This is a genomic window from Pseudomonas sp. LA5 (assembly GCF_028640825.1).
GTDB classification, from domain to species: domain Bacteria; phylum Pseudomonadota; class Gammaproteobacteria; order Pseudomonadales; family Pseudomonadaceae; genus Chryseomonas; species Chryseomonas aestiva.
On sequence record NZ_JAQYZY010000057.1, the window covers coordinates 151,831 to 163,327 of the forward strand.

The 11,497-nt window shown below is 67.9% G+C and carries 9 protein-coding genes; 4 read left to right on the plus strand and 5 right to left on the minus strand.

The annotated features are described in order from the left end of the window. Positions 1-231: 231 nt before the first annotated feature. A complete protein-coding gene (locus tag PVZ72_RS21770) occupies positions 232-747 on the minus strand; it encodes a dihydrofolate reductase (RefSeq protein ID WP_187978532.1) in 516 nt (171 codons plus the stop codon). 81 nt (positions 748-828) lie between these two features. Here PVZ72_RS21770 and PVZ72_RS21775 point away from each other — a divergent pair, with 81 nt between their 5' ends. Further along, positions 829-2,217, plus strand: a complete 1,389-nt coding sequence (locus PVZ72_RS21775; RefSeq protein WP_273862991.1) for a DUF2868 domain-containing protein — start codon at positions 829-831, stop codon at positions 2,215-2,217. Next, positions 2,214-3,590 carry a GTPase/DUF3482 domain-containing protein gene (locus tag PVZ72_RS21780; RefSeq protein ID WP_187978530.1) on the plus strand — a complete coding sequence of 459 codons (1,377 nt, stop codon included), beginning with the start codon at positions 2,214-2,216 and terminating at the stop codon, positions 3,588-3,590. The genes PVZ72_RS21775 and PVZ72_RS21780 overlap by 4 nt, the downstream gene beginning before the upstream one ends. Here the strand turns inward: PVZ72_RS21780 and PVZ72_RS21785 are convergent. The 4 genes from PVZ72_RS21785 to PVZ72_RS21800 all read right to left on the minus strand — a co-directional run bounded on the left by PVZ72_RS21785 (position 3,587) and on the right by PVZ72_RS21800 (position 8,152). After that, positions 3,587-4,480, minus strand: a complete 894-nt coding sequence (locus tag PVZ72_RS21785) for a proline iminopeptidase-family hydrolase (protein WP_273862992.1) — start codon at positions 4,478-4,480, stop codon at positions 3,587-3,589. The two genes, PVZ72_RS21780 and PVZ72_RS21785, sit on opposite strands and share 4 nt — an antisense overlap. 1,046 nt (positions 4,481-5,526) lie before the next feature. Then, on the minus strand, positions 5,527-5,688 hold the full coding sequence (locus tag PVZ72_RS21790) for a DUF2474 domain-containing protein (RefSeq protein ID WP_160923579.1): 162 nt from the start codon (positions 5,686-5,688) through the stop codon (positions 5,527-5,529). Then, positions 5,688-6,710 (minus strand): cytochrome d ubiquinol oxidase subunit II, encoded by a 1,023-nt coding sequence (gene cydB / locus PVZ72_RS21795; protein WP_133862893.1) that lies wholly within the window; start codon positions 6,708-6,710, stop codon positions 5,688-5,690. Before cydB ends, PVZ72_RS21790 begins: the two co-directional genes overlap by 1 nt. Beyond that, the gene (locus PVZ72_RS21800) at positions 6,707-8,152 is read right to left on the minus strand and encodes a cytochrome ubiquinol oxidase subunit I (RefSeq protein WP_133862892.1); all 1,446 of its coding nucleotides are present in this window, start codon (positions 8,150-8,152) and stop codon (positions 6,707-6,709) included. Before PVZ72_RS21800 ends, cydB begins: the two co-directional genes overlap by 4 nt. A gap of 303 nt (positions 8,153-8,455) precedes the next feature. On the opposite strand from PVZ72_RS21800, the gene PVZ72_RS21805 reads away from it, so the two are divergent. Beyond that, the gene (locus PVZ72_RS21805) at positions 8,456-9,685 is read left to right on the plus strand and encodes an MFS transporter (protein ID WP_273862993.1); all 1,230 of its coding nucleotides are present in this window, start codon (positions 8,456-8,458) and stop codon (positions 9,683-9,685) included. 132 nt (positions 9,686-9,817) lie between these two features. Continuing rightward, complete coding sequence (locus PVZ72_RS21810) at positions 9,818-11,464, plus strand: methyl-accepting chemotaxis protein (RefSeq protein ID WP_273862994.1); 1,647 nt, start codon at positions 9,818-9,820, stop codon at positions 11,462-11,464. The last annotated feature ends 33 nt before the right edge of the window (positions 11,465-11,497 follow it).

Below are 11,497 nucleotides of genomic sequence, written 5' to 3' on the forward strand. Positions count from 1 at the left end.
CCGCGCTGGTGGAGTCACTGGCGGATGCGCCCTGACTGGCGGTAACGCTCGGATTGGCAGGCTGAGTCCCTGCCATTGCCGTCGAAGTCTGGCTGTCGATCGCCCTCATGGTCGTGCCCTCCGGCCGCCCAGGCGGCCTGCCTCAGCGTCTTTATGCCATACCCGTCTTAGGTTTTACTTAAGGTCGAAACAATGACCGGAGCCAGGCGGGAAGGCTGCAGGCGACCGCCCCTAGGCCCGGCGCTCCCAGACCTCGCAGGCATAGGCCGGACGGTCGTCCTCGGCCGCATGTTCCTGGCGCGAGACAAGCTCCCACTCCGCCTCCTGCCAATCGGGAAAGAACACGTCCCCGGCCGGCGCCAGGGCGACCCGGGTCAGGTAAAGGCGCTGGGCCACCGGCAGGGCTTCGGCGAACAGCTGGGCGCCACCGATCAGCATGATCTCGCTGGCCTCGCGCTCCCGGGCCCAGGCCTCGGCGCGCTCCACGGCAGCGGCCAGCGAGGTCCGCACCTCGGCACCTTCGGCCACCAGATCAGTCTGACGGGAGACCACCAGATTCAGTCGGCCCGGCAACGGGCGGCCCAGGGAATCCCAGGTCTTGCGACCCATGACCAGCGGCTTGCCGAGGGTCACGGCCTTGAAATATTTGAGCTCCGCCGGCAGGTGCCAGGGGAGACGATTGTCGATGCCGATGACGCCGTTGTCGGCCACGGCGACGATCAGGCTCAGGGGAAGAGAGGTTTTCATGGTGACAGAGCATAACAGAGGCGTTAACAGCCAGGGCGCCAGGGACTATGCTCGGCGTCTTTGCCGCAAGGGCGTCGACGCGTGACCGCACTCCCCTCTCCCGCCTTCGAGGATCTCTGGCTCACCGAAGCCCTGCGCCTGACCGAGGAAGACAGCGGCCCGCTGGAAGACGCCGAGGCCAATCGCCAGGCGCGTGCGGCCGGTGGCCCCTTCGAGTCGCGGCTGGTGACGCGCGCCCGTCTGCTCGGCCAGCGCGACGGCCTGCTGGCAGCGCGGCGCCGCTGGCGCCAGGGTGCGCTGCTGGCCGCCTGGCTGCTGGGCATCGTCGCGCTGTTCTGCGGCGCGGGACTCGCCGCCGGGGCCCTGGGCGATGGCAGTCGCCCGGTCAATGTGTTCTGGGCGCTGGGCAGTCTGCTCGGGATCAACCTGCTCAGCCTGCTGGTCTGGACCCTCGGCCTGCTGGGCGGCGGCCGCCAGCTGGCCTCGCCGCTGGCGCGCCTCTGGCTGTGGCTCTCCGGCCGCCTGGCGCGCGATGCCCGCGCCCTGCACCTGGGGCCCGCGCTGGTCGGGCTGCTCGGCCGCGCCCGTCTGCTGCCCTGGGCGCTGGGCGGGCTGGTGCACGGTCTCTGGCTGCTGATCCTCGGCAGCGCCCTGGCCACCCTGCTGGCCCTGCTTTCCGGGCGCAGCTATCTGTTCGTCTGGGAGACCACCCTGCTTGGCAGCGACACCTTCGTGCTGCTCACCCAGGTACTCGGCGCCCTGCCCCAGCTGCTGGGTTTTCCGCTGCCCGATCCGGCCAGCATCGCCGCCAGTGGCGATGCTGGCAGCCCCCTGGCCACGGCACGGCAGGCCTGGGCCGGCTGGCTGCTGGGCGTGGTACTGGTCTACGGCCTGCTGCCACGGCTGCTGTTGACCCTGCTCTGCCTGTGGCGCTGGCGACGCGGTCGCCAACGGCTGCGGCTGGACGTCGAGCGCCCGGGCTATCGGCAACTGCGCGAACGCCTGCTACCCACCAGCGAACGCCTGGGCGTCAACGACGCCGCCCCCGCCCACCTGCCCCAGCAGGACGCCGGCGGTCTCGCCCGCACCGGCGACGAGGCGCTGCTGGTGGGCATCGAACTCACCGACCATACCTGGCCGCCGCCGCTGCCCGAGGGCGTGCGCGATGCCGGCATCCTTGACGATGGCCAGGGCCGGCGCCATCTGCTCGAACAGCTGACCCGCTATCCGGCGCGCCGCCTGCTGATCGCCTGCGATCCGCGCCGGTCGCCGGATCGCGGTACCCTGGCCTTGCTAGCAGAATTGTCGCGCTGTGCCACGGCGACCCGCGTCTGGCTGTTGCCCGCGCCCTTGGGCAGCAAGCTCGATCCGGTCCGCCTGGACAACTGGCGGCAGGCGCTGGACGCCCTGCGTCTGGCACACTGCGCCGGCGATCTCGAAGAACTGGCCTGGCTGGAGACGAATCCATGAGCGGCCCCCTGCGCCTGGCGCTGGTCGGTCACACCAATGTCGGCAAGACCTCACTGCTGCGCACCCTGACCCGCGACATCGACTTCGGCGAGGTTTCCCATCGTCCCAGCACCACCCGCCATGTCGAGGGTGCCCGATTGTCGGTGGACGGCGAGGCCCTGCTGGAGCTCTACGATACCCCCGGCCTGGAGGACGCCATCGCCCTGCGCGACTACCTGGAGCAACTGGAAAGACCCGGCGAACGCCTGGACGCCGCCACCCTGCTCGATCGCTTTCTCGACAGCGTGGAAGCCCGCCAGAGATTCGAGCAGGAGGCCAAGGTGATTCGCCAGCTGCGCGCCTCCGATGCCGGGCTCTATGTGATCGACGCCCGCGAGCCGGTGCTGGCCAAGTACCGCGACGAACTGGCGGTGCTGGCTGGTTGCGGGCGGCCGCTGGTGCCGGTGCTCAATTTCGTCGCCGCCGACGGTCACCGCGCCGACGACTGGCGCGCCATCCTGGCCCGTCTCGGCCTGCACGCCCTGGTGCGCTTCGACAGCGTCGCCCCGCCGGCGGATGGCGAGGCGCGTCTCTACGAAAGCCTGGCGACCCTGCTGGAAAGCGGCCGCCCGGCGCTGCAACGGCTGATCGCCGACCATGCCGAGCAGGCCCGCCGCCGCCATCAGCAAGGCGTGCGGCTGATCGCCGAATTGCTGGTGGACGCCGCCGCCGCCCGGCGCAGCGTGGCGCCGGGCGAAGCCGAGGTCAGTACCGCGACCGCCGAGTTGCGCGACGCCCTGCGCACCCGTGAACAACGCTGTGTGGAAGAACTCCTGCGGCTGTTCGGCTTTCGCCCGGGCGATGCCCATGCCAGCGACCTGCCGCTGCTGGACGGCCGCTGGGGCGATGACCTGTTCAATCCGGAAACCCTGCGCCTGCTCGGCATCCGCCTGGGCGGCGGCGTGGCGGCCGGGGCGGCTGCAGGGGTCGGTCTGGACCTGCTCGCCGGCGGCCTGACCCTGGGCGCCGCCACGGTACTGGGCGCCCTGGCCGGTGGCCTGGCCCAGACCGGCGGCCACTATGGCCGGCGGCTGTTCGGCAAGCTGCGCGGCGGACGGGAACTGTCCATCGACGACGCCGTGCTGCGCCTGCTGGCGCTGCGGCAGCGTCAGCTGCTGGCGGCGCTGGAAATCCGCGGCCACGCCGCCCAGGGTGCCATCGAAGTGGCCGCGCCTGACGAGCAGCGCTGGCGCGAAGGCAAGCTGCCCGCCGCCGTGCAGGTAGCCCGGGCCCACCCGGAATGGTCGGCGCTCAATCCGCGGTCGCGCCTGCAGGCCGACGACCGCCAGACCCGCATCGACGAGATCGCTGCGGCCCTCGACGCCGAGGCCTAACCGCGCTCCACCTCGGCGAGAAAGTCCGCCACGATGGCCATGCAGGCCTCGCGTTCTTCCACGTGGGGCATGTGGCTGGAATTCTCGAAGATGCGCCAGCGCACGTCCGGGATGAGCCGGTCGAAGGGCTCCACGCAGGCCGGCGTGGCCTCGTCGTGACGCCCGGAGATCAGTAGCGTCGACACCTGGATCCGCGCCAGCCGCTCGATCACGCTCCAGTCCCGCAGACTGCCGATCACATGGAACTCGGTAGGACCGTTCATGGCGTGATAGACGGTGGGATCGGCGTCGATGGCGGCGAAGGTCCGCACCACCTCGGCCGGCAGCGGCTGCACCCGGCAGACATGGCGGTCATAGAAGACCTGGCTGGCGGCGCGATACTCGGGCGAGTCGGTGGTGCCGGCGGCCTCGTGGCGCTCCAGGGTGGCCTGCACCGCGGACGGCAACTCGGCCCGCAGCCCTGCTGCAGCCGCGCGCCAGAGCGCCATCGACGCAGGCGAATTGGCAATGATCAGCCCCCGCAGTCCTGCAGGCTGACGCACCCCGTGCTCGGCAGCCAGCATTCCGCCCCAGGATTGGCCGAGCAGCGCGTATTGGCCGATACCCAGGTGGCGCAGCAGGTTGTTCAGCTCGTCGAGAAACAGCTCCACCGTCCAGAATCCCGGATCGATGCCGCGCAGGTGGGTGGAACGGCCATTGCCCAGCTGGTCGTAATGCACCACCGGCCAGCCGTGCTCGGCCAGGTCCTTGAAGCTGTCGACATAGTCATGGGTGCAACCGGGACCGCCGTGGGCCACCACCAGCGGTAATCGCCCGCTGGCCAGCTCACCGGTGACCCGGTACCAGGTCTGGTGGCCTTGGAAATCGGCGTAGCCTTCTTGAACCTGCATGGATGCCTTCCTCGTCGCGATGGGAACGGAGTCAGGCTAGCGGGCGGGCGGGAGCGGGATAACTGGGAAAAGTTGTAGGTTTGGGGAGTGGGCTGCGTTGCAGTTTTAATCAGCTCCGCGGCTGATGCGCGGCGTTTGACCCGTTCACGCCGGACTGCCCCCTCTCCCGCTTGCGGGGGAGGGTTGGGGTGGGGGTAGTGCTTTTGCTCAGGCCGCCAAGCTGATTTTAGGAATCTGCTGACGATCCTTGTTCCGCCCCGCCGGGCGGGTCACTTTTTTCAATTGCCAAAAAAGTAACCAAAAACGCTCACCCCGACTGGCCGGTCCTGCGCCTTGCGCAGGATGCCCTCACGTCAGCGCCGCTCCAGCGGGCCGTGGCCGAAGGGCCGTCCTGGCCCTCGGCCTCTTTCGCGGCATCCATGCCGCTCACCCACTTCCGCGACACTGCCGTTCGACCGGCCAAACGGGGCACTGGGGTGCCGGCTGAGAGTTGGGCGTCATAGAGCAGACCTGCGTTCCAAACCTGCTGATCTACTGAATCAGTGCCGCCAAGAAACATGTGAAGAGAAGGGAAGAGAAGAGAAGAGAAGAGAAGAGAAGAGAAGAGAAGAACTGATCAGCCTTTTAAAAAGACACTTTCAGCCGGCACCCAAGCGCCCTGTTCAGTAGGCCGAACGCAGCCACTCTGGAGGCGGGTGAGCGGCAGGGATGCCGCGAAAGGCGTCGAGGGCCAGGACGGCCCTTCGACGGCGGCCCGGCGGAAGAGCGGCGGAGCGAGGGGACCCGGAGCGCAGCGTAGGGCCGGATGACCAGGGCGAGCGTTTTTGGTTACTTTTTTTGCGACTGAAAAAAGTAACCCGCCCGGCGAGGGCGGAACAAAAGCCTACCGAGCACACCGCAAATCAGCTCGGCAGGTTGACCCACCCCAACCCTCCCCCGCAAGCGGGAGAGGGGGCGTCTGGCGTAAAGGGTAGCTTTCCAGCACAGGATCGTGCCCTGCGTAGGGTGGATGACGGCGCAGCCTCATCTACCAACACACGGAAGGGTCAGTGCGACTTGAGCCCCGCCGCCGTCAGCACCAATCTCAGCACCCAGGCCACCACGCCGAGTGCTACCAGGCTGCAGGCCCAGATGGCGGCCATCCAGGCGAGCCGCTGCCAGAGCGGCTTGTTATCGGCGGGATTGGGTTCGCGCGAGCGGCCGACCATCAGTGGTAGCCCTCCCCCGCGCGGACCTTGCCGCGGAACACGTAGTAGCCCCAGAAGGTGTACATCAGGGTGATCGGAATGATGAACAGGGTGCCGATGAGCAGGAACAGCTGGCTCTGCGGCGGCGACGAGGCCTCCCAGATGGAAACGCCCGGCGGGATGATGTTCGGCCAGAGGCTGATGCCCAGACCGCTGTAGCCGAGGAAGATCAGCGCCAGGGTCAGCAGGAAGGGCGCGTGGTGCGAGTCCTCGCGCAGGATGGCGCGCAGCAGGGCCAGGGTCACCACGCCCACCAGGATCGGCACCGGCAGGAACCAGACCAGATTGGGCATGCTGAACCAGCGGGCGGAGATGGCCGCCTGGCTCAGCGGGGTCCAGATGCTCACCACCGCGGTAAAGGCCAGCAGCAGGAACAGCAGCGGCTTGGTCAGGCGACGCATGGTGGCCTGCAGCGGGCCCTCGGTCTTCATGATCAGCCAGGTGCTGCCCAGCAGCGCATAGGCGGCGATGACGCCCAGGCCGCAGAACATCGAGAAGGGCGTCAGCCAGTCCAGCGGACCGCCGACATACTGCCGATTCTCCACCGGGAAGCCTTCGATGAAGGCGCCCAGGGCCACGCCCTGGCAGAAGCTGGCCAGCAGCGAGCCGAAGATGAAGGACTTGTCCCACAGGGCTTCCTTGCCTTCCTGGACCTTGAAGCGGAATTCGAAGGCCACGCCGCGGAAGATCAGGCCGATCAGCATGAAGATCAGCGGCAGGTAAAGCGCCGGCAGGATCACCGCGTAGGCCAGCGGGAAGGCGCCATAGAGCCCCGCCCCGCCGAGCACCAGCCAGGTCTCGTTGCCGTCCCAGATGGGCGCCACGGTGTTCATCATGACGTCGCGATCTTCCTTGCCCTTGACGAAGGGGAAGAGGATGCCGATGCCCAGGTCGAAGCCGTCCATGACCACGTACATCATGAGGCCGAAGATGATGATGATCGCCCAGATCAGCGGGAGGTCGATGCCAGGGATGCCGTTCATGTGCGGTCTCCGGTCAGCTGGTCATTGGGATTGTCTTCTTCCAGGCCGCCATCGGCGCCGGACAGCGGACGCTTGGGATGACGATCGGTGCCCGGGCCGCCGGAGGTGGGCAGGTCGCCTTCACCGGTGTGCGGACCCTTGCCGATCATGCGCAGCGCATAGAGGGTGCCGATGCCGAACACGGCGAAGTAGACCACCACGAAGGCCACCAGGGTGATGCTCAGCTGGGTGACGCTGTGGTTGGACACCCCGTCCTTGGTGCGCAGGAGGCCGTAGACGATCCACGGCTGGCGGCCCACCTCGGTGGTGAACCAGCCGGCCAGCAGGGCGATGAGGCCGACCGGCCCCATGCAGGTGACCAGGCGCAGGAAGCCGCGGGTCTCGAACAGTTTGCCGCGCCAGCGCAGCCAGGCACTCCACAGGCCGGCGGCGATCATCAGCATGCCGAGGGCGACCATGATGCGGAACGACCAGAACACCACATAGGCCGGCGGCCGGTCTTCCTTGGGGAAGTCCTTGAGCGCCGGGATCGGCTCGGTGAGGCTGTGCTTGAGGATCAGGCTGCCGAGCACCGGGATCTCCAGCTTGAAGCGGGTTTCCTCGCGCTCCATGTCCGGCCAGCCGAACAGGATCAGCGGGGTCGCCTCGCCTGGGGGGTTCTCCCAGTGGCCTTCCATCGCGGCGATCTTGGCCGGCTGGTGCTCCAGGGTGTTGAGGCCGTGGGCGTCGCCGACGAAGGCCTGGATGGGGGCTACCAGCAGGGCCATCCACATGGCCATGGAAAACATCTTGCGCACCGCCGGGTTGTCGTTGCCGCGCAGCAGGTGCCAGGCCGCCGAGGCGCCGACCAGGAAGGCCACCGACAGGTAGGCGGCGATGGTCATGTGCGCCCAGCGGAAGGGGAACGACGGGTTGAAGATCACCGCCAGCCAATCCACCGGGACGATGCGCCCATCGACGATCTCGTAGCCGCTCGGGGTGTGCATCCAGCTGTTGGAGGCCAGGATCCAGAAGGTCGACATCAGGGTGCCGATCGCCACCATCACCGTCGAGAAGAAGTGCAGGCCGCGGCCCACGCGATTCCAGCCGAACAGCATGACGCCGAGGAAGCCGGCCTCGATGAAGAAGGCAGTGAGCACCTCGTAGGTCAGCAGCGGGCCGGTCACGGCGCCGGCATAGTCGGCGAAGCCGCTCCAGTTGGTGCCGAACTCGTAGGCCATCACCAGACCGGACACCACGCCCATGCCGAAGAAGATCGCGAAGATCTTCAGCCAGAAATGATACAGATCCTTGTAGACGTGGTTGTCGGTCTTCAGCCACAGCCCTTCGAGCACGGCAAGAAAGCTCGCGGTACCGATGGACAGCGCCGGAAAGACGATGTGGAAGGACACGGTGAAGGCGAACTGGATCCGGGCGAGATCCAGGGCTTCGAGGCCGAACATAGCTATTCCTCTCAGGCACGCCGGCCGTCGAGAGCAGCCGGTCGAGTTGACGCTGACCGAGGTTCGAACCTCCGGCGTCGCCTGGGGTTCGAGCGGGACGCTAAAAAGGCGCCGCCGCCGCTAGCCCAAAGGACCAGGTCGGAAGCTGACGTGGATCAACGTCAGGCTTTAGGATAGTCCTCCTCGATACATTTGCTTACGTGGTTCGATGTCGCATCGGGCAGGCTGTCGCACCCCGCAGTTGTATGACGATCAGCCTCGGGGTGGCTTAAGATGCCGCCTCTGCCCTCGCGAGCCCCAGTCATGTCCGGCGATACCCTGCAGCTGCGTCACCACCGTCCCTTCGTCGCCTTCTGGTTCGCCCGCATCTGTACCGCCGGCAGTTTCCAGATGCTCACCGTCGCCATCGGCTGGCACCTCTATTCCCTCACCGGCAACGTGCTCGACCTCGGCCTGGTGGGGCTGGTGGAATTCCTGCCGCGGGTGCTGTTCATGCTGCACACCGGACATGTCGCCGATCGCTACGACCGCCGCCGGGTCGCTGCCCTCTGCCAGACCGGCCAGGGGCTGATCGCCCTGGTGCTGCTGGTGGGCAGCCTCAATCACGCGGTGACCCGCGAACTGATCTTCATCCTGGCGTTCTGCCTGGGCACCGCCCGCGCCTTCGAGCAGCCCACCACCCAGGCGCTGCTGCCCAACATCGTGCCACCGGCGATCTTTCCCCGCGCCATCGCCGCGGCGGCCTCGGCCATGCAGGGCGCCACCATCATCGCCCCGGCGCTGGGCGGGCTGCTCTATGCCCTGGGCGCCGCCTGGGTCTATGGCCCGGCGCTGGTGCTCTATGGCATCGCCATCCTGCTGGTCTCCAGCCTGCCGGCGCGGCAGACGCCCAGCCAGAAGGAAAAGCCGACCCTGAACAACCTGCTGGCCGGCATCCGCTTCATCAGGAGTCGCCCGGACGTACTCGGCGCCATCTCCCTGGATCTGTTCGCCGTGCTGCTGGGCGGCGCCACCGCCCTGCTCCCGGTGTTCGCCGCCGACATCCTGCTCACCGGGCCCTGGGGCCTTGGCCTGCTGCGCTCGGCACCCGCGGTGGGCGCCCTGGGCATGTCCTTTCTGCTCGCCTACGTCAGCCTCAATCGTCACGTGGGCCGCATCATGTTCGGTTCGGTGGCGCTGTTCGGCGTCGCCACCATCGCCTTCGGGCTATCCACCTCGCTGTGGTTCTCGCTGGCCACCCTGGTGGTGCTGGGCGCCGCCGACATGGTCAGCGTGGTGATCCGCAGCTCCTTCGTGCAGCTGGAAACCCCGGATGCAATGCGCGGCCGGGTCAGTGCGGTCAACGGGCTGTTCATCGGCGCCTCCAACCAGCTCGGCGAATTCGAATCGGGGGTCACTGCGCACTTCTTCGGCACCGTGCCGGCGGTGGTGCTGGGCGGCGTCGGCACCCTGGTGATCACCGGGGTCTGGATGAGGCTGTTCCCGGGCCTGGCCAGGCGCGACCGGCTGACGGAGCCACGCGACGACGGTTGAATCCTGGCCAGTCGCGCTGGCACGGCCACTCATCCCGAGGCCATGACCGCTCGCCCCGGAAAAGAGTTATCGCGCAAACCTTTACCAAAAAATGTGATCCATATCACATTCCAATAGATTCCTGAGGTCCCCATGCGCACCCCTCTTTCCATGGCCGCCCGCCTGGGCCTGGGCTTCGGCCTGATCCTGGTACTGATGCTGCTGATCACCCTCGTCGGCGTCCAGCGGGTCGGCGTCATCGATGACACCCTGACCGCCGTCAGCCAGGGCGCCAGCGTCAAGCAGCGTTACGCCATCAACTTCCGCGGCAGCGTACACGACCGCGCCATCGCCATTCGCGATACGGTACTGATCCACGACGCCGCGCCCCTGGCCAGCCGCCTGGCCGACATCGATCGCCTCAAGGCCTTCTATCGCCAGTCCGCCGAGCCCATGGATCAGCTGTATGCCAGCCAGGGCGCCAGCGCCGAGGAACAGCGCCTGCTGGCGGCCATCAAGGACATAGAAGGTACCGCCCTGCCGCTGACCGATCGCCTGCTGCAACTGCGCCAGGCCGGTGATCTGGAAGGCGCCCGGATGTTCCTGCTGGAGCGCGTTTCGCCGGCCTATGTCGAGTGGCTCAAGCGCATCAATGCGCTCATCGATCATGAGGAAGCCATCGCCAGCGGCCATCTGGCCGAGGTCCGCGGCATCGCCGGTGGCTTCCGCTGGCTGATGCTGGTGACCTGCGCCCTCGCCCTGCTGCTGAGCGTGACCGTCTCCATCCTGATCATCCGCCAGATGGGCGCGACCCTGGGCGGCGAACCCCATGTCGTGGCCGCCGCCATCCGCCGGCTGGCCGAGGGCCGCCTGGACGAGCGCCCCGCCACCCGTCATCCGGACAGCGTGATGGGCACCCTGGGCAGCGCCACCGCGCACCTGGGCGAGACCATCGTCCAGGTCCGCCATACCGCCAGTTCGGTCGCCGCCGCTGCCGCCCAGTTGCAGGACACCGCCCAGACCAACCAGCGCCACACCGATGTGCAGTCCAACCAGGCCCAGCACATGGCCGCCGCCGTCACCGAGCTGGCCGCCACCATCGGCGAGGTCGCCGGCTACGCGGCCCAGGCCGCCCAGGCCACCGGCAACGCCAGTGCCCAGGTGGACACCGGCAACCGGCTGGTCGCCAGCTCCGGCCAGGCCATCGGTCAGCTGGTGCAGGCCCTGGAGCAGGCCAGCGTCACCGTGCAGCAGGTCTCCAGCGACAGCGCCAGCATCGAGAACATCGTCGCCGTCATCAACGGCATCGCCGAGCAGACCAACCTGCTGGCGCTGAATGCCGCCATCGAGGCCGCCCGCGCCGGAGAGCAGGGCCGCGGTTTCGCCGTGGTGGCCGATGAGGTCCGCAACCTGGCGACCCGTACCCAGGAATCGACCCGCGAGATCCGCGGCATGATCGCCACCCTGCAGGAGGGCGCCGGACGCGCCGCGGCGCAGATGGAAGAGAGTCGCGGCCAGGCCCACGAGACCGCCGAGCTGACCCAGCGCGCCGTCGCGGCCCTGGCAGCCATCCAGGCGGACGTCGGCTCGGTGAACGCCATGAATACGCAGATCGCCACCGCCGCGGCGCAACAGACCGCCGTGGCCGAAGAGGTCAACGAAAACATCAATCGCATCCACGCGGCCACCCTGGAAACCGCCAGTGGGTCGCAGCAGATCGCCGGGGCCAGTCGTCAGCTGGCGGAGCTGGCCGAAGACCTGGAACGCCGCATGAGTCTGTTCCGCACCACCCGTGCCTGAACATCCGGCAACGCTCGCGGGCTGAACCTAGAC